The 18373-nt window shown below is 64.8% G+C and carries 17 protein-coding genes and 1 tRNA gene; 13 read left to right on the top strand and 5 right to left on the bottom strand.

Annotated features, from left to right (window positions below):
• Positions 1-38: 38 nt before the first annotated feature.
• From GO606_RS20180 to GO606_RS20170, 3 genes are all read right to left on the bottom strand, one after another.
• The gene (locus GO606_RS20180; RefSeq protein ID WP_169119486.1) at positions 39-1274 is read right to left on the bottom strand and encodes a type II secretion system F family protein; all 1236 of its coding nucleotides are present in this window, start codon (positions 1272-1274) and stop codon (positions 39-41) included.
• A gap of 16 nt (positions 1275-1290) precedes the next feature.
• Complete coding sequence (pilB, locus tag GO606_RS20175) at positions 1291-3012, bottom strand: type IV-A pilus assembly ATPase PilB (RefSeq protein ID WP_169119487.1); 1722 nt, start codon at positions 3010-3012, stop codon at positions 1291-1293.
• A gap of 116 nt (positions 3013-3128) precedes the next feature.
• Positions 3129-3953, bottom strand: coding sequence for a cytochrome C assembly family protein (locus GO606_RS20170; RefSeq protein WP_011238276.1), 825 nt, complete (start codon positions 3951-3953; stop codon positions 3129-3131).
• A gap of 42 nt (positions 3954-3995) precedes the next feature.
• Here GO606_RS20170 and ffh point away from each other — a divergent pair, with 42 nt between their 5' ends.
• The 13 genes from ffh to GO606_RS20105 all read left to right on the top strand — a co-directional run bounded on the left by ffh (position 3996) and on the right by GO606_RS20105 (position 15975).
• Positions 3996-5354, top strand: coding sequence for a signal recognition particle protein (gene ffh / locus GO606_RS20165; RefSeq protein WP_169119488.1), 1359 nt, complete (start codon positions 3996-3998; stop codon positions 5352-5354).
• A gap of 16 nt (positions 5355-5370) precedes the next feature.
• Positions 5371-6135 (top strand): EI24 domain-containing protein, encoded by a 765-nt coding sequence (locus tag GO606_RS20160; RefSeq protein ID WP_169119489.1) that lies wholly within the window; start codon positions 5371-5373, stop codon positions 6133-6135.
• 10 nt (positions 6136-6145) lie between these two features.
• Complete coding sequence (locus GO606_RS20155) at positions 6146-6895, top strand: competence/damage-inducible protein A (protein WP_169119490.1); 750 nt, start codon at positions 6146-6148, stop codon at positions 6893-6895.
• Positions 6892-7668, top strand: coding sequence for a M48 family metallopeptidase (locus tag GO606_RS20150; protein ID WP_169119491.1), 777 nt, complete (start codon positions 6892-6894; stop codon positions 7666-7668). Before GO606_RS20155 ends, GO606_RS20150 begins: the two co-directional genes overlap by 4 nt.
• A gap of 9 nt (positions 7669-7677) precedes the next feature.
• Positions 7678-8061, top strand: coding sequence for a lactoylglutathione lyase (gene gloA / locus GO606_RS20145; RefSeq protein WP_169119492.1), 384 nt, complete (start codon positions 7678-7680; stop codon positions 8059-8061).
• A gap of 229 nt (positions 8062-8290) precedes the next feature.
• Positions 8291-9478: a cyclopropane fatty acyl phospholipid synthase gene (gene cfa, locus GO606_RS20140; protein ID WP_169119493.1), complete on the top strand. Its 1188-nt coding sequence runs from the start codon at positions 8291-8293 to the stop codon at positions 9476-9478.
• A 297-nt stretch (positions 9479-9775) separates the two neighbouring features.
• Positions 9776-11191 (top strand): tyrosine-type recombinase/integrase, encoded by a 1416-nt coding sequence (locus GO606_RS20135; RefSeq protein WP_169119494.1) that lies wholly within the window; start codon positions 9776-9778, stop codon positions 11189-11191.
• Positions 11192-11293: 102 nt separating this feature from the next.
• Positions 11294-12103 carry a hypothetical protein gene (locus GO606_RS20130; protein WP_169119495.1) on the top strand — a complete coding sequence of 270 codons (810 nt, stop codon included), beginning with the start codon at positions 11294-11296 and terminating at the stop codon, positions 12101-12103.
• Positions 12104-12254: 151 nt separating this feature from the next.
• Positions 12255-12440: a DNA-binding protein gene (locus GO606_RS20125; protein WP_169119496.1), complete on the top strand. Its 186-nt coding sequence runs from the start codon at positions 12255-12257 to the stop codon at positions 12438-12440.
• 1 nt (position 12441) lies between these two features.
• Entirely contained in the window at positions 12442-12786 is a 345-nt protein-coding gene (locus GO606_RS20120; RefSeq protein ID WP_169119497.1) for a hypothetical protein, read from the top strand.
• A gap of 96 nt (positions 12787-12882) precedes the next feature.
• On the top strand, positions 12883-13053 hold the full coding sequence (locus GO606_RS20115; protein ID WP_169118142.1) for a hypothetical protein: 171 nt from the start codon (positions 12883-12885) through the stop codon (positions 13051-13053).
• The gene (locus GO606_RS20110) at positions 13050-15143 is read left to right on the top strand and encodes an AAA family ATPase (RefSeq protein ID WP_169119498.1); all 2094 of its coding nucleotides are present in this window, start codon (positions 13050-13052) and stop codon (positions 15141-15143) included. The genes GO606_RS20115 and GO606_RS20110 overlap by 4 nt, the downstream gene beginning before the upstream one ends.
• A gap of 613 nt (positions 15144-15756) precedes the next feature.
• Positions 15757-15975: a hypothetical protein gene (locus GO606_RS20105; RefSeq protein ID WP_169119475.1), complete on the top strand. Its 219-nt coding sequence runs from the start codon at positions 15757-15759 to the stop codon at positions 15973-15975.
• Positions 15976-16224: 249 nt separating this feature from the next.
• Here the strand turns inward: GO606_RS20105 and GO606_RS20100 are convergent.
• Positions 16225-16300: transfer RNA gene (locus tag GO606_RS20100), tRNA-Ile, on the bottom strand.
• 43 nt (positions 16301-16343) lie between these two features.
• Entirely contained in the window at positions 16344-18335 is a 1992-nt protein-coding gene (gene rpoD / locus GO606_RS20095; RefSeq protein WP_169119328.1) for an RNA polymerase sigma factor RpoD, read from the bottom strand.
• Positions 18336-18373: the final 38 nt, after the last annotated feature.

Raw genomic sequence — 18373 nt, 5'->3', positions numbered from 1 at the left:
GCGCTGCGGAAACGCCGGACCGGGCAGGAGGAAAAACTTCAGACGACCTGGCCGAGCTTGAAGATCGGCAAGTACATCGCGACGACGAGACCACCGATGACCACGCCGAGAAACACCATGATGATCGGCTCGAGCAGCGTGGACAGCCCGGCCACGGCGTCGTCGACTTCCTGTTCGAAGAAGTCCGCGACTTTGCCGAGCATCGAGTCGAGCTGCCCGGATTCCTCGCCGATCGACACCATCTGCACGACCATGCTCGGGAACACCGTCGCATTCTGCATCGCGACCGTGAGGCTGGTGCCGGTGCTGACCTCGGTCTGGATCTGGCGCGTCGCCGTGACGTAGACGTGGTTGCCCGACGCGCCGCCGACCGAGTCGAGCGCTTCGACGAGCGGCACGCCGGCGGCGAACATCGTCGCCAGCGTGCGTGTCCAGCGCGCGATCGTCGCCTTGCGGATGATGGCGCCGACCACCGGCAGCTGCAGCACTGCACGGTCGACGGCGATCTGCATCGCGTCCGAGCGTTTGTACATCGCGCCGATGCCGATCACTGTTGCCGCGATGATGCCGAAGAGGATGTACCAGTACGCGACGAACGCGTCCGATATGGCGATGACCATCAGCGTCGGCGCGGGCAGGTCGGCGCCGAAGCTGGTGAACACTTTCTTGAACTCGGGCACGACGAACAGCATGATCACGGTGACAACGATCGCTGCGACGACGACGACCGCGATCGGGTAGAACATCGCCGACTTGATCTTGCCCTTGATCGCGAGAACCTTTTCCTTGTAGGTCGCGATGCGGTCCAGCAGGCCGTCGAGAATTCCCGCCTGCTCGCCGGCGGCGACGAGATTGCAGAACAGCTTGTCGAAATAGAGCGGATGCCTGGCGAACGCCTGGGACAGGCTCGAGCCGGTCTCGACGTCGGTGCGCACCTCGTTCAACAGCCGTGCGAGGCTCGGATTGCCGGAACCCTTGATGCCGATGTCGAAGGCCTGCAGCAGCGGCACGCCGGATTTCATCATCGTCGCGAGCTGGCGGGTGAAGAGCGCGATGTCCTTGTCGGTGATCTTGTGACCGCGCGACATTTTCTGCTTTCTGACCTTGCTCACCAGCACGCCCTGGCGGCGCAGTGTCGCCTGCACGAGCGACGGGCCGCCGGCGCGCATCTCCCCGCGCACGAGCTTGCCGTTCTTGTCCTTGCCTTCCCAGCTGTAGAGCGTTTCCCTGGACCGCGCAGGTGCCGCGCGTCCGGCTCGCGTTGTCGTCGCCATGAGGCTTGTGCGTTCCCTAATCGTTGGTGGAAGCGAGTACTTCTTCGAGCGATGTGACGCCCTGCCTGACCTTCAGCAGTCCGGACCGGCGCAGATCCTTGACGCCTTCGCGCTGGGCCTGCGCCGCGATGTCCATCGAGTTGCCGTTGGTCATGATGATGTGCGCGATCTCGTCGGTGATCGGCATGACCTGGTAGATCCCGAGCCGCCCCTTGTAGCCGCTGCCCTTGCAGCGCTCGCACCCCACCGGGCCGTACGGCTGCCAGCTGCCGTCGAGTTCGTCGGCGGGAAAACCCGCCTGCAGCAGCGCTTCGATCGGGATGTCGACCGGCTGCTTGCACGTGCACAGGCGCCGCGCAAGCCGTTGCGCCGTGATCAGGATCACCGACGAGGCGATGTTGAATGGCGCCACGCCCATGTTCTTCAGGCGCTCGAGCGTCGTCGGCGCGTCGTTGGTATGCAGCGTCGACAGCACCAGGTGGCCGGTCTGCGCGGCCTTGATCGAAATCTCGGCGGTTTCGAGGTCGCGGATTTCGCCGACCATGATGATGTCCGGATCCTGTCGCAGAAAGGCCCGCAGCGATGCGGCGAAAGTCAGTCCGGCCTTGTCGTTGACGTTGACCTGGTTGATCCCGGACAAATTGATTTCGGCCGGGTCTTCAGCCGTGGAGATATTCACGCCGGCCTTGTTGAGCAGGTTCAGGCAGGTATAGAGCGACACCGTCTTGCCCGAGCCGGTCGGCCCGGTGACGAGGATCATGCCGTAGGGCCGTTTGATCGCGTCGAGCAGGATTTTCTTCTGTTCCGGTTCGTAACCCAGCGCATCGACGCCGAGCATCGCCGACGAGGCGTCGAGAATCCGCATCACGATCTTTTCGCCATGCAGCGTCGGCAGCGACGAGACGCGAAAGTCGATCGACTTGTTTTTCGACAGCACGAGCTTCATCCGGCCGTCCTGGGGGACGCGTTTTTCGGAGATGTCGAGGCGCGAGATCACCTTGATCCGGGCGGCGATCTTTTCCTTCAGGATCAGCGGTGGCTGGGCGATTTCGCGCAGCACGCCGTCGGTGCGCACGCGGATGCGGTAATACTTCTCGTATGGCTCGAAGTGGATGTCGGAAGCGCCTTCGTTGATCGCGTCGATCAGCACTTTCTGGATGAACTTGACGACCGGCGCGTCATCGACTTCCTGCGTGTCCTCGCCTGGCGCTTCCGCGAGACCTTCCTGCTGCTGCAGGAGCTCCATGTCGAACTCTTCGCCGGTGAGTTCCCGCAGCGTCTGTTCGGCGGTTTCGGCGAGGGACTCGGCCAGGCGCGCGAGCCGGTCCGCTTCGACGATGACGAGGTCCACCTGGAGACCGGTCTGGAAACGGATCTCGTCGAGCGCGCGCATGTTCGACGGATCGGCGGCGGCGATCGTCAGCCGGTTCTGCCGCTTGCCCAGCGCGACGACCTGATGCTTGCTCATCAGCTTGCGGTCGATCGCGTCGCGGGGAATGCTCGCGCTGTCGACGGCCGAGATGTCGAGCAGCGGGTAGCCGAACGTTTCGGCGGCGAACCACGCGACCGCCCGGTTCGTCATCAGTTTGCGCTGGGCAAGCTCGAGGATGAATCCGTTCGGCACTTGGGGGGCAGCGCCTGCCGTGCATGACATGGCGTCGGCTTCGGACAACCGGCCGTGCTGGATCATCGCTCGTGCGAGGCCGCTGAGTGCGGCCGGGGAGGCTGCTGCTGCCATGTGCCGCTCTTAACTGACGGACGTCCGATGTTGCATGCCGGTCTGCTGCTTGTAAAGATTTGCAACGCCCGGAGGCCGGCGGGAGCGGAGATGCCGGTGGTGCAGTGGCAGCGAGTTCAATTTGCTCGACCGAGGAGAACCTCGAGGACGAAGCGGCTGCCGACATAGGCCAGCACCAGCATGAAGAAGCCCGCCAGGGTCCAGCGCAGCGCGACGCGGCCGCGCCACCCGCGCACCCAGCGCCCGACGAGCAGCGCGCCAAACAGCAGCCACGAGATGATCGCGAAAACGGTCTTGTGGTCGAGCCGGAAAGGCTGGCCGAACAGCGCTTCGGAGAACACCACTCCCGAACTGACCGTCAGCGTCAGCAGGATGAAGGCGATGCCGATCAGGCGGAACAGCAGCGTTTCCATCGTCAAGAGCGGCGGGAGGTTGGAGAGCGTGCGCGTCAGGCGACCGCTATGCAGCTGCCGCTCCGCGACTGCCATCAGCGTCGCGTGCAGCGCCGCGAGCGTGAACAGGCTGTAGGCGAGCATCGAGATGATGAAGTGCGCTCGAAACATGGCCGAGCCGGCGTTGGCAAGGACGTGCTCGCCGGGGAAAAGCAGCGCCAGCAAGCTGCCGGCAAACCCAGCCGCGATGACCATCGCATGGAGTCCGTGGAGGCGGGCATAAAATGTTTCGACCCAGTAGAAGCAGATCGCGAGCCACACGACCAGCGACACGGCCAGCCCGAATCCGAAATGCATCGCCTCGCCGGGGAACAGCGCTCCACGCAGTGCCAGGCCGTGGGCCGCCAGCGCACCCAGCAGGATGACGCGCTCCGCCCTCGACATGCCTTCCCGGGGTTTTGCCGGCGGCATCTGCTGGCGGCGCCACAGCCAGATGCCGAGGATCGCGTACAGCGAGGCGGCCAGTAGATGAAGTAGAATCGTCTGCATAGATTTTCATAGTTTACTCCATGGGCGAGGGCCCCAGCCAACATGCTCGACAATCTCACTCAGCGTCTGTCCCGGGTCGTCAAGACCCTGCGCGGGCAAGCCCGGCTCACCGAGGACAACATCCAGGAAGCGATGCGCGAAGTCCGTCTCGCGCTGCTCGAAGCGGATGTCGCGCTGCCGGTGGTCAAGGATTTCGTCGCCCGCGTCCGCGAAAAGGCGGTCGGTCAGGAAGTCATCGGTTCGCTGACGCCGGGCCAGGCGCTGGTCGGCGTCGTTCATGACGAACTCAAGACGCTGATGGGCGGCGCCCATGTCGGGCTGAACCTCGCGACCCAGCCTCCGGCAGTGGTCCTGATGGCCGGCCTGCAGGGCGCCGGCAAGACCACCACCACCGGCAAACTCGGCAAGCTGCTGCACGAGCGGATGAAGAAAAAGGTGCTGGCGGTCTCGGCCGACGTGTACCGCCCGGCGGCGATCGAGCAGTTGAAGGCGGTGTCGGCGCAAGCGGGAATCGACTTCTTCCCGTCGACGCCGGACCAGAAGCCGGTCGATATCGCGCTCGCCGCGATCGATCACGCGCGCCGCCATTATTACGACGTGGTGCTGCTCGACACTGCCGGCCGCTTGGCAATCGACGCGGCGATGATGGACGAGATCAAGGCGCTGCACGCCGCTGCCAGGCCGGTCGAGACGCTCTTCGTCGTCGATGCGATGCTCGGCCAGGACGCGGTGAATACCGCCCGCGCGTTCAACGAGGCGTTGCCGCTGACCGGCGTCGTGCTGACGAAGCTCGACGGCGATGCGCGTGGCGGCGCCGCGCTGTCGGTGCGGCACGTCACCGGGAAACCGCTGAAGTTCGCCGGCGTCGGCGAGAAGCTCAGCGGGCTCGAGGAGTTCCATCCCGAGCGGATGGCGAGCCGCATTCTCGGCATGGGCGACATCCTCGGCCTCGTCGAGGACGCACGTCGGGGCGTCGACGAGGACAAGGCGCGCGCCTTCGCCCAGAAGCTCAAGACCGGCAAGGGCTTCGATCTGAACGACTTCAAGGAGCAGATCGCGCAGATGCGCAAGATGGGCGGGCTGTCGTCGATGATGGAAAAGCTGCCCGCGCAGTTTGCACAGGCCGCCGGCAAGCTGCAGGGCGGGGGCGAGGAAAAGGCGATCGGCCGCATCGAAGGCATCATCAACTCGATGACCGCGGCCGAACGCGCGAAGCCGGAGATCCTCAAGGCAAGCCGCAAGCGGCGCATCGCCGCGGGCGCCGGGGTCACCGTCCAGGAAGTCAACCGCCTGCTGAACCAGTTCGAACAGACACAGAAGATGATGAAGCAATTCTCCAAGGGCGGCATGCAGAAGATGATGCGAGGCATGAAAGGCATGTTGCCGGGCATGATGCGGTGAGCCCGCGGGTCGCACCATGAGCGAAATCCTGATTGCCTTCGGCCGGGCGCTGCGCAGCCTTACGCGCCGCGGCGTGCTGGTGCATCTGTTATGGCCGGGCCTCGTCGCGCTGCTGCTGTGGATCGGGGCCGCGGTCTTCCTGTGGACGCCGGCCGTCGAAGGCGTGATGGCGTGGATCGACAGCTGGGCGTTCGCGCGCGACTGGCTGACCGGGTCCGAAATCGGTGCTGCGACGGTGCTGACCCTGGTGAAGATCGCCCTGGTGCTCGCGTTGCTGCCGCTGGTCTATGTGACGGCCGCGCTGCTGGTCGCGGTGTTTGCGTTGCCGATGATCCTCGAGCGTGTGGCGACGCGGGATTACGCCGATCTCGAGCGGCGAAAAGGCGGCTCGAACCTGGGCAGCGCGTGGAATGCGCTGGTCGCCGGCTTGCTGTTCCTGCTCGGCCTGCTTGTTTCGTTGCCGTTCTGGCTGATCCCCGGCGTCGGCATCGTGGTTTCGCTGGTGCTGACCGCGTGGCTCAACCAGCGCGCGTTCGGTTACGACGCGCTGATGCTGCACGCCGACCGCGAGGAACTGGCGCGACTGCCGCGGGTGCTGCGCCCGCCGATGCTGCTGCTCGGCGGCGGCTGCGCGCTGCTGGCGTATGTGCCGCTGGTGAACCTGCTGGCGCCGGCGTTCTGCGGCCTGGCTTTCGTGCATTTCATGCTCGAATCCTTGCGCCGCGAACGCATCGCCCGCGGCGTCACGGTGCTCGACGCGCTGCCCGGCGCTCCGTCATAGGGAGTCCGTGATGGTTTTCGGCGCAGTCATCATCGGGGACGAGATCCTGTCCGGGCGACGGGCCGACAAGCATCTGCCCAGGCTCATCGAACTGCTGGGCGTTCGCGGGCTCAAGCTCGGGTGGGCGCGGTATGTCGGCGACGGCGCGCCGCGCCTCGTCGAGACGCTGCGCCAGACGTTCGCCAGCGGCGACATCGTGTTCAGCTTCGGCGGCATCGGCGCGACGCCGGATGATCGCACGCGGCAGTCGGCCGCGGCGGCGCTGGGGGTGGATCTGGCGCTGCATCCGCAAGCCGAGGCGCTGATACGCGAGCGGTTCGGCAGCGAGATCAACGCGCACCGGCTGCAGATGGGAATGTTTCCGGTGGGGGCCGAAATCGTGCCGAATTCCTATAACCGCATCCCGGGGTTTTCGATCCGGGGCCACTTTTTCGTGCCCGGATTTCCCGTCATGGCGTGGCCGATGGTCGAATGGGTGCTCGATACGCAGTTTCACGCGCTGCACCACGCCGACGACTACGTCGAGGAAGCCATCACCGTGTGGGACGCCTATGAGGGTCAGCTCATCGACCTGATGGAAACCGTCACGGCGCGCTATCCGGACGCGACGCTGTTCAGCCTGCCGACGGTTGCCGTCCCGGGCGAGCGGCGTTCGATCGAGCTCGGGATGAAAGGTGCTGCCGCCTGCGTCGCCGCCGCGATGGCGAAAATCCGGCTGGAAGTGGCTACGCGCGGCTACGAGTGGCAGGACAAGCGTTGAAACCGCCCTCGTCGCGCCGTCCTGCCGCGACCGAGGAGCGGCGCGTGATCCAGCTCGCGGGGCAGGACGTGCCTTATGTGCTGCGCCGCTCGGTGCGGCGCACCTTCGCGTTGCAGATCGATCATCGCGGCGTGAAGGTCGCGGTGCCGCGGCCGGCGCGTGAGGCGGATGTCGAACGTTTCATCACCGGGCACCAGGACTGGCTGCTCGGCAAGATCGCGGCCCGTCAGGCCCAGTCGGGGCCACCGCCGTTCGAGCCGGTCGACGGCGCGTGCCTGCCGGTTCTGGGCGAAAGCTGTCGTCTGCGCGTCGGCGAACCCGGACGCTCGTCGCACTGGCGGCGAAGTCCCGATGGCACGGAAGAACTCGTCCTCGGGAAGACGGGCGATCCGCGCGGCGCGATCATGCGCGCGTTGCGCAAGCGGGCGTTGCCGTGGTTTGCCGAACGCGTCGCCGCCTACTGCCTCGGGCTCGGGTGCGGCACGCCGCCCGTCCGGCTGTCGTCGGCGAGAACGCGCTGGGGCAGCTGCAGTTCGGTCAGCGGCATTCGCCTGCACTGGCGGCTGATCCATCTGCCTCCCGAACTCATCGACTACGTCGTCGCGCACGAGGTGGCGCATCTGGTCGAAATGAACCACTCGCCGCGATTCTGGGCCGTGGTCGCGCGGCTTTATCCCGACTGGAAAACGGCGCGCACCCGGCTGCGGGCGGCCGGACGAACGCTGCCCCTTATCGAGCCCGGAAGCGGTGACGAAACCCTGGACGAAGACTGAGGACTGCCGATGCGAATTCTTCACACAATGCTGCGAGTGGGCGATCTGGACCGTTCGATCGCTTTCTATACCGAAGTTCTCGGCATGCGCCTGCTGCGGCGCCAGGACTATCCGGAAGGAAAATTCACGCTCGCCTTCGTCGGCTATGGCGATGAGGCCGACAGCGCGGTGATCGAGCTCACGCATAACTGGGAGGTGTCGGCCTATGACCTCGGGAACGGCTTCGGCCACATCGCGCTGGCTGTCCCCGATGCCCGGCGGGCCTGCGACGACATTCGTGCGCGCGGCGGCAAAGTCGTGCGCGAGGCCGGCCCGATGAAGCATGGCAACACGGTGATCGCCTTCGTCGAGGATCCGGACGGCTACAAAATCGAACTGATCCAGCGCGGCTAACCGTCTGCCGCAGCCGCTGCGGCGAACTGCTGCCACCGTTTCCTTGTCGAGCGCTCCGCCGCAGCTCGACCCCTGTCCGGCCGTGCACCCGTAGCCAGTCGTCGGCCACGCGCATCGGTGGTCCTGCCAAGGCGGCCGCCGCGTGGGCGGAACTCTTCCACCGTCCGGGGGTGTCCACGCTTGCAGCATGCGTGACCGGTAACGGAGTGCAAGTGACAGGAAACTTCCCATGTCCGACCCGACATCAAGCGAGCGCCGCGAACATAATGCCAGCGAGGAATCCCGCCTCCACCAGATGCTGGTGGAGCTGCTGGAAAAAGCTGACGTGCGCATCGGCGGCGACCGTCCCTGGGATATTCGCGTCTTCGACGCCAAGGTTCCCGAGCGGGTTTTTTCGATGGGCAACGTCGGTCTCGGCGAGGCCTACATGGATGGCCACTGGGAAGCGGACCAACTCGACGAGTTCTTCAGTCATATCCTGCGCGCCCACCTGGACCGGAAAGTGCAGCCGCTGCGCCTGGCCTTCCATGCGTTGCGCACACGCCTGCTCAACCGGCAAAGTCTGAAGCGGGCCTGGCGAGTGGGCGAGGCGCATTACGATCTCGGCAACGATTTCTACGCGGCGATGCTCGATCCGCGCATGACTTACAGTTGCGCCTACTGGGAGGGCGCGAACGATCTCGCGCAGGCGCAGGAGGCCAAGCTCGACCTCATTTGCCGCAAGCTCGGCCTCGAACCCGGCATGCGGTTGCTCGACATCGGGTGTGGCTGGGGCAGCCTGATGGGGTATGCGGCCGAGCGCTACCGAGTCGATTGCGTGGGGATCACCGTATCGAAGGAGCAAGCCGCGTGGGCGCAGCAGCGCTACGCCGGCTTGCCGCTGGAGTTTCGGCTGCAGGACTACCGATCGGTCAACGAGCGCTTCGACCGCATCGCCAGCGTCGGCATGTTCGAGCATGTCGGACGCAAGAACTACCGCACTTTCATGGAAGTTGCGCGACGTTGTCTCGCTGACGACGGATTGTTCCTGCTCCACACGATCGGCAAGAACCAACGCGACGTGGTGTCCGACGCGTGGGTCGACAAATACATTTTCCCCAACGGCGAGCTTCCGTCCGTGGGCCAGATCGGCGACGCCGTCGACGATCTCTTCGTCGTCGAGGACCTGCACAACTTCGGCGCCGATTATGACAGGACGCTCATGGCCTGGTATGGCAACTTCGAAGCCGCGTGGCCACGCTTCAGGGACCGGCTCGGCGAGCGCTTCCGCCGCATGTGGCGCTACTACCTGCTGTCCTGCGCCGGCGCATTCCGTGCGCGCGACATACAACTGTGGCAGTGGGTATTTTCGCCGGAAGGCGTCCCTGGAGGATACCGGCGCCCCGGCAATAATCCGGCGGCAGGGGTCGGCGCCTGAAAGCTGAAAAATGCATCGACGCGCGGATCCGCGACGGTCGAAAGCACAACGCCAACCCCGCAGGATTGGCGCAAGTGCTTGATTCGCATGGTGGGCCCAGCAGGACTCGAACCTGCAACCAAAGGATTATGAGTTCCGGAAAAACCGCTTTTACTGGGCATAGACGGTAAGCGACAGAAAAGACAAAAAGCCGCACCAGCAAAGGGAATCAGGCCGATATTGCCGACTTGCGAAATAGACGGGAATAGACGAAAATCACATTCATTCGTCCCCCAGTCGTCCCCCAAGGATGCCGCCATGCCCCGCCAACGTCTGACCAATCCGCGCATCGACGCTTTCAAGCCGAAGACCGAAAGCATTCTGTGGGATGAGGACATGCCCCGCCTTGGCGTGCGTGCCCGTCCCTCTGGCGCAAAGTGGTCAAAGTCCTTCCTGTTCAAAGGGACGCTCGACTACCAGAACATCCGCGTAACCATCGGCAGCACGGACGCATGGACCATCGAGGCCGCCCGCGACGAGGCCCGCAAGTTTCAACGGTGGATTGACGAGGGACGCGACCCGCGCGACGTGCTGCGAGAGATGGAAGAGGCCCGCGCCGCCGAAGAGGCCGCCGCCAATGCCGCGCAAGAGGCCACCAAGCGGGAAGCCGAGCGCAACCAAGCGCCCGCGATGGATGCATGGCGCGCCTACCTTGACGCCCGCCGGCCGAAGTGGGGCGAGCTGACCATCCGCGACCATGAGCGCGTGAGCAAGGAAGGGGGCAAACCGATAACGCGCGGCCGGAAAACGACCGAGGACGGCATGACGCAGCCGGGAGCCCTGCGCCCGTTGCTGCTGCTTCCGCTGGCGCAAATCGATGCTGGCCGCGTGCGCGCATGGCTGACCGACGAGGCCGCCAAGCGCCCGACGCATGCCGCGCTGGCCTTCCGCCTGTTGCGTGGCTTCCTGAACTGGTGCGCCGACCGCCCCGAGTACAGCGACCAAGTGCAGCCGAACGCCTGCGCATCCAAAGCAGTGCGGGAGGAATTGCCGAAGAGAGCCGCCAAGGACGATTGCCTACAGCGCGAGCAGTTGCCGCTATGGTTTGAGCATGTCCGAGCCCTGCACAACCCGATGCACGCTGCCTATCTGCAAGCGTTGCTGCTGACCGGAGCGCGACGGGAAGAACTGACCGGCCTGCGGTGGGAGGACGTCGACTTTCAGTGGAAGAGCCTGAGCATCCGCGACAAGGTGGAGGGCGTGCGCACCATCCCGCTAACGCCCTATGTCGCCGGCCTGCTGCGCGGCCTGAAAGCCCGCAATGACACGCCGCCGCCGGAGTACCGCATCCTGCACGGCAAGCGCATCAAGAACGACCTCGACGCATGGGAGCCTTCGCCCTGGGTGTTCGCCAGCCCTACAGCCGCGTCTGGAAGGCTTCAGGAGCCCCGCATCGGGCACAACAAGGCTTTAACCGCCGCCGGCCTGCCGGACCTGACGTTGCACGGACTGCGCCGTTCCTTCGGCACCTTGGCGGAATGGGTGGAAGTCCCGGCCGGCATCGTCGCGCAAATCATGGGGCACAAGCCGTCCGCCATCGCGGAGAAGCATTACCGCCGCCGACCGCTCGACCTGCTGCGCCAGTGGCACACGAAGATTGAAGGCTGGATTCTGGCCGAGGCCGGCATCGTGCAACCGGTAGAAGAACAGGCCGGCTTGCGCGTAGTGGCCTAACCGAGCAATGCCGCGCCTACCTCGACGGAGGGAAAACCGGGACACCATCGCCCGGCCGGTGCGGCACCTATTACCGATGGTGCGCGAGATGGAGCGCGAACGATGACGACCAAGTACTTTTTGCGGATGTTTGACCGGCTGGAGCCGCGCACGCCGTGGCGTGGAGGCAGAATCGTACATTCAGACCCGCCGGTGACGCTGGACGAGGCCGCGCGAGAGGCGAGCAAGCATTCCGGGCAGGAGGTGACCGTGGCGGACTTCCTGCGCGCTGCTGCGCGTGGCGAGATTCGCTTGCGGGCGATTGTCCACGCGAGCGCAAAGGTGCAGAAGCACGACGGAGGCATCTTCTGCAACCAAGGGCAGCCAGACGAAAACACCGTGCCGAAAGGCGCCATCCCGACCTTGCCTCTTACGGCATGCGGGCACCTCGCCGGCACAGGCCGCGCATCTTGGCGCACGTTCGACGGATTCGTGGTTAGGGATGACCTTTGGTACATCTTCACCGAAGGCCGGCTGACCGATGACGAGCCCGACTTTGAAACCGTGCTAGATGACTGCCGCGTGACTGTGTACGACGTGCATGCGCTGGCTGATGCGTATGTTGATGACGAGGGCGCGCCGGCTGACACCGCCCCCGCCCCGCCTGCGGCAGAGGACGCGCAAGAGCCGAGCGGAGCGCCCGACCCGTGGATAGTGCGCGCCCGTGAACATGCCGACAATATCTGGCTGCGCGAGCTGGAGAACAACAAGCGACCGGCGAAGGAAAGCATTGCGCCAGAGATTGCCAGCCGGCTTTGGCGCGATGACAAGATGGTGACTCGCAGACGAGCGCGCATCACGGCTGATTACATCGTGAGCCATGCTCTGAGCCCGAAGCGGAACGGAGGATGGGAGCCGCCTGTTCCCGAGTAACCGGAAAACCCGGAAAACCCGGAAAACGAAGCCCGGAAAAACTTTTCCGGCTGCAAGTGATTGAAAAGAGGCGAATTCTTCGGAGTTCGTCTTTTGCTTTTTCCGGCTGAGATTTTCTCTCGTCACATCACATAGACGAGGGCATACAGCCATGCAGCAAACGATTCAGACCGCGACACTCGCGCAGCGCATCGGGTACAAGCCCGCCAGCATCCGTACCGCCGTCTGGCGCAACGGACACTTCCAGAACATAAAGCCGTTCAAATTGCCATCCGGTCGCCTTCTGTGGCCCGCTGATGCAGTAGCCCGGCTGACCGGTGGCGTGGAGGGCGTTTGACATGAAAACGCCCGGAACCCATACCGCAGTCCCGAGCGCCGTCGAACAGCGCCATTCTACCGCAGGCCGGTTTCAGGGAACTGACAACCCGCGACACCTTCGCGCCCTCGCGCTGCTGCTGCAACGCCCCGCCAAGCGCGAAGAACTCGACGCCCGCGCCGGATGCAGCAATGCGCCGGAACTGGTGGCCGAACTGCGCCGCCGTGGCCTCGACGTGCCCTGTGAGCGCGTGTCGGCTATCGACCGCGACGGCCACCCCTGCCGCCCCGGCGTCTATCACCTGACCGGAGCCGACCGCCGCAAGGTGAGCCGCTGGATGCACCTGCGAGGTGGTCGCTATGCGTAACGCCATCCGCAACGCCGCAATTCGCGCATGGTTCAACGGCTGGCTGTCCGGCCTGAGCCTGCTGCGCGTGCTGGCGCTTCTGGACGGAGGTAGCCGATGCGCGCGCCGCTGAATCCTGTTCGCCCGCCGGTAGCCCGCATCTGGCTGTGCAAGTTCGAGCAGAAGCAGAAGGAAGTTCGCCTTCACATGCCGGTCACGAAGGACGTTGTGCTGTCCCGGTTCCGGCTGGCGACGGACGCTATTCCGATGGGAGGGAAGCGCGCATGAATTTGGTATTCGCCCCGACCCTGCCCGACGCCTTCGAGCGCGCCGGCCTGCCGTTCCCCGAGCGCGAGCCCGAGCCCGGCCGCCTTGCGCGATTCTCGACCAATGGCCGCAAGGACGATGCCGCCGGCTGGCTGCGCGTATTCCCTGACCAAGACGGCGCGGTATTCGGAAGCTGGCGCGACGGAACCGCTTGGACGTGGCAGCGCGAGAAGGACGGCCCCGCTCCCGATGCCGCCGAACTGGCCCGCATCCGCGCCAATGCCGAGCGCATCCGCAAGGAAGCCGAAGCCGAGCGCGAGGAAGGCTACCGACAGGCCGCCAGCAAGGCCGCTGCAACGCTTCAGGCGGCCGAACAGGCGAAAGGGCACCCCTACCTATCCACGAAGGGAATCGGCCCGCATATCGCCCGTGAGCGCAACGGTTCGCTCGTCATTCCGGTATTCGACAACGACGGCAATGTTCAGAGCGTGCAGAGCGTGAGCCCGACCGGGGAAAAGCGGTTCATGCCCGGCGGAAAGATGACCGGCGGCCGCTGCTGGCTTGGCGAACCGACCGACGCCGGCCCGCTGGTGCTGTGCGAGGGCTACGCGACTGGCGCGAGTCTCCGCGAGGCGACCGGCTGGCCGGTATGCGTGACCTTCACCGCCGGAAACCTTCGCCCGGTGGCCTGCGACGTGCGCGAGCGATTCCCGCGCGCCAAGCTGGTGATTGCCGGCGACGACGACCGCAAGACCGAGGGCAACCCCGGCCGCACGAAAGCCCTTGAGGCCGCCAAGCTGGTGAATGCCATCACGGTATTCCCGAGCTTCGACGGCGACCAGGGGACGGACTTCAACGACATGGCGCAGCAGGCCGGCCGCGAGGCTGTAGCCCGGCTGATGCGTGACACCGTGGAGCCGCGCCGCTTCAAGCTGGCCGAGCGCACCGCCGCGCGCTTGTTCAAAGGCGAGCCGCCGCCGGTCAATTGGCTGGTGACAGGGATTTTCCCGCTTGGCGTGACCTGTCTGCTGGCGAGCCCGCCGAACGTCGGGAAAAGCTTCCTCGCGCTTGAGCTGGCCGCGAAGGTCGCCGGCCGCCGGGACGGGGAGTGCCCGCCGGTAGCCTTCGGTGCACTGGTGGCCGCGCATGGCCGCGCCGTGTATGTGAGTGCCGAGGATGACGAGCTCGAGATTCACCGCCGCCTGCATGCCCTGTGCGGCAACGACATGCCCGACAAGCTGCATGTCCTGAGCCTGCCGGACGTGGGGCACTTCGGCATCATCGAGCCCGACCCGATGACGAAGGAGTTCCGCGCGACCCGCGAATGGTCCGAGCTTGCCGACGAAATCCGCGCGCTGCCGGACGTGCGCCTCGTGATTCTTGACACGCTGCAAGCTTTGACGAGTGGCGACACGAACACGACGCAGGCCACGCAACCCTTGATGAACGAAGCAACCGCGCTGGCCCGCGCGACCGGCGCTTGTGTCGTGCTGATTCACCACGTCGCCAAGGGCAGCACGAAGGAAATCAGGAGCGCGCTGGATGCGATGGAAGCCATCCGGGGAAGCGGAGCCATTGCCGGCAGCGCGCGAGCCGCCTACGTGCTGTGGCCGCCGGCCGATGGTGGCCGCAACGTGTGCGAGGTGCTGGGCACCGAGTTCAAGGAAGGCCGCGTTGCCTTCGGGCTCGTGGCGAAAGCCTGCGGGGATGCGAGGCGCGACCGCTCCGTGTTCGTCCGTAACGAGCGCGGCATCCTGACCGACCGCACGCAGGCATACAACGCCCTGTCCGGGGGCGACACCGACGCCATGCGCAATGACCTGTTGCGCGCCATCCGGGAAGCGTGGCAGCGCGGGGAAGCCTTCGCCGCGAGCCAAGGCAGCAACGGTCTGCATAGCCGCCGCTTCGAGCTGCCCGAGAGCTTCCACGAGAAGCCGCGCCAATGGTTCGAGGAACAGGCCGGCAAGCTGCTGTCCGAAGGCAACATCAAGCGCCTGAGCTACCGGGGAGGCGCGCGACTCGTGCCGGCTGATGCGGAAACCGCCGTACCGACCCCGCCGGAAGGGGCAACGCCAGAGGCCGAACACGTCGCGCCAGAGGTGACGGAATGACGCCCGGCGAACTGTGCCGAACTGTGCAGGAATCCGAACTGTTCGGAACAGTACCAAGCCCTGCACAGTTTGGAAGCGAAGCACACTCCCAGTATTGGCGCGGGTTTCAGGCCCGTTTTTATGACAATGGAACTGTGCCGAAATCGAACTGTGCCGAAGCCCTGCACAGTTTGCAAGTCATTGATTTAAAAGGGAAAAACGAACTGTGCAACTGTGCCCCCTTACGGGGGAAGAGAAAGCCGCACAGTTCGGCTTTTCTCTCCCCTTCGAGGTGCCGGGGGAAGTCGGAAAACGCTTCACCCATGGCGCTGCACCTTTTCAGCAAACCGCCCGGCCGCCTGCCGGACAAGGGTAGGGGGCATCGAAACTTCGGAACCCCTCAAGGCGGGAAACCGCACGGTTTCTCACGCGCGGAAAAAATCCCCCTCCCGAGCGAATTCAAATCAGCAAACGGGGGGCGGGTCGAAAGTCTGGCCCTTCGCCCCACTCAACCGCCCGGTTCCCGCTCCCGTGCAATGCCTAACCAAAAAAGGACGGGGGCGGGTCGAAAGTCTGGCGTTTCAACCCCGGTAACCGCCCGGTAAGTGCCGAGCAATCGCTAACCCGAAACATCGTGCGCGACATCCGCTCGCGCGCGCAGGAGAACATCATCATGCACAACTACCCGAGAAGCATCAAAACCGCTCTGAACCGCCGCGCGCATGCGGAAGGGCTCGCGTATGAGGAAGCCGTCAAAAACCGCCTGCTGGCCGATTTGGAGCGTTTGAGGGCCAATGGCGCGAAGCCGGCGGAGATTGTCGCCTATCTGACGCAAAGCACGCCCGCCAAGTAGCCAAGACGGTCCGTTGAAAAACCGCCGCATTTCGCGGTCCTACGCAGCGATGGAGCCAGCCGATAACGGCCCCTGAACGCGTGGAGTTTTGACCCGCCCCCATCCCCGACCCGGCCGCGCGCCGGGCTTTCCGTTTGTCTGCTGCGCCCTGCCGCCCTCTGTCGATTTTTCTATTCGTCCCCCAGTCGTCCCCCGTCCCCGGAAGCACAACGCCAACCCCGAAGGATTGGCGCAAGTGCTTGATTCTCATGGTGGGCCCAGCAGGACTCGAACCTGCAACCAAAGGATTATGAGTCCTCTGCTCTAACCATTGAGCTATGGGCCCGGAAAGGGGAGCGCCCGCCATGAGGGCGGGCGCGGCGTGGGGGTCAGGCGTCGCTGTCGAGGAAGCTGCGCAGCCGTTCGGAACGGCTCGGATGACGCAGCTTGCGCAGCGCCTTGGCTTCGATCTGGCGGATGCGTTCGCGGGTGACGTCGAACTGTTTGCCGACTTCCTCGAGGGTGTGGTCGGTGTTCATTTCGATGCCGAAACGCATGCGCAGCACTTTCGCTTCGCGCGCGGTCAGCGAGTCGAGCACTTCGCCCGTGGCGTCGCGCAGACTGGAGTACATCGCGGCGTCGGCCGGCGCGAGGGTGGCCTGATCCTCGATGAAGTCGCCCAGATGCGAATCGTCGTCGTCGCCGATCGGCGTTTCCATCGAGATCGGTTCCTTGGAGATCTTCATGATCTTGCGGATCTTCTCCTCGGGCATCTCCATCTTCTCGGCGAGCGTCGCCGGATCGGGTTCCTGGCCGGTTTCCTGCAGGATCTGACGGCTGATGCGGTTCATCTTGTTGATCGTCTCGATCATGTGCACCGGGATGCGGATCGTGCGCGCCTGGTCCGCGATCGAGCGCGTGATGGCCTGCCGGATCCACCACGTCGCGTAGGTCGAGAATTTGTAGCCACGGCGGTATTCGAACTTGTCCACGGCCTTCATCAGGCCGATGTTGCCTTCCTGGATCAGGTCGAGGAACTGCAGGCCGCGATTTGTGTATTTCTTGGCGATCGAGATCACGAGGCGCAGGTTGGCCTCCGTCATTTCGCGCTTGGCGCGGCGCATCTTCGCTTCGCCGGTGGACATCTGGCGGTTGATGTCCTTGAGTTCCTTGAGCGGGATGCCGATGCGCGTTTGCAGGTCGATCAGTTTCTGCTGTTCCTCGAGCACGGCAGGGTGCACCCGCATCAGCCCTTCGGCGTAGTTCTTGCCGGCGCCGATTTCGTCCTTCAGCCAGTCGAGATCGATCTCGCGGCCGGGAAACACCTTGATGAAGTGCTGGCGCGGCATGCCGGCGCGGTCGACACACAATTGCAGGATGTGGCGTTCATGGCCGCGAACCTGTTCGACCATGTGGCGCACCGAGTCGCACAGGCGTTCGATCGCTTTCGCGGTGAAGCGGATGTTCAGCAGTTCGCCGGAAATCTGTTGCTGCAGGTCGAGATACGTGCGGTCCTGAGACCCGGCTGTTGCCAGCGCCGCCATCTTCCGCTCGTGCAACTCGCGGATGATCGCGAAACGCACCAGCGCGTCATTCTTCAACTGCAGCAGCGTCGCGGCGTTCGCCGCGGCTTCTTTGTCTTCGTCGCTTTCGTCGTCGTCGTCGCCGACGTCTTCACTCTCGACTTCGTCGTCGGCGGCGCTTTCGTCATCGGCTGCCTCGACCGCCGGCGCCTCGAGCGCCTGGGCCGCGTTCGGATCGATCAGCCCGTCGATCAACTCGTCGATGCGCATCTCGTCGCGCGCGACCTTGTCGGTGATCTCGAGCATTTCGGCGATCGTCGTCGGGCAGGCGGAAATGGCCTGGACCATGTGACGCAGACCGTCCTCGATCCGCTTCGCGATCTCGATTTCGCCTTCGCGGGTGAGCAGTTCGACCGTGCCCATTTCGCGCATGTACATGCGTACAGGGTCGGTGGTGCGACCGAACTCGGAGTCGACCGACGACAATGCCTGCTCGGCCTCTTCTTCGGCAACGTCTTCGTCGACGCTGCTCGGCACCGCGTCCGACATCAGCAGGTCTTCGGCAGCCGGAGCCTCGTCGAAGACACGGATGCCCATGTTGTTGAAGGTCGCGATGATGCCTTCGATCTGTTCGGCATCGGCGACATCATCCGGGAGGTGGTCGCTGATCTCGGCGTAGGTGAGATAGCCGCGCTCCTTGCCGAGCGTGATCAGGGTCTTGAGGCGGGTGCGGCGAACCTCGGCGTCGAGAGGTGCCACTTGGGGACCTTCAGCTACCAGCACCGCTTTGTCTTTGGCTCTGGAAGCTCGTCCCTTCGGGCTGTCCTTGCGCGAATCCTTGGTTTTTTCGCGGGCCATGGTACTCCTTGGTTCGGGCGAGAAATGAATTGGGTAAC

This window comes from Aromatoleum anaerobium (assembly GCF_012910705.2).
GTDB classification, from domain to species: domain Bacteria; phylum Pseudomonadota; class Gammaproteobacteria; order Burkholderiales; family Rhodocyclaceae; genus Aromatoleum; species Aromatoleum anaerobium.
This window is presented reverse-complemented; position numbering and strand designations above follow the sequence as displayed.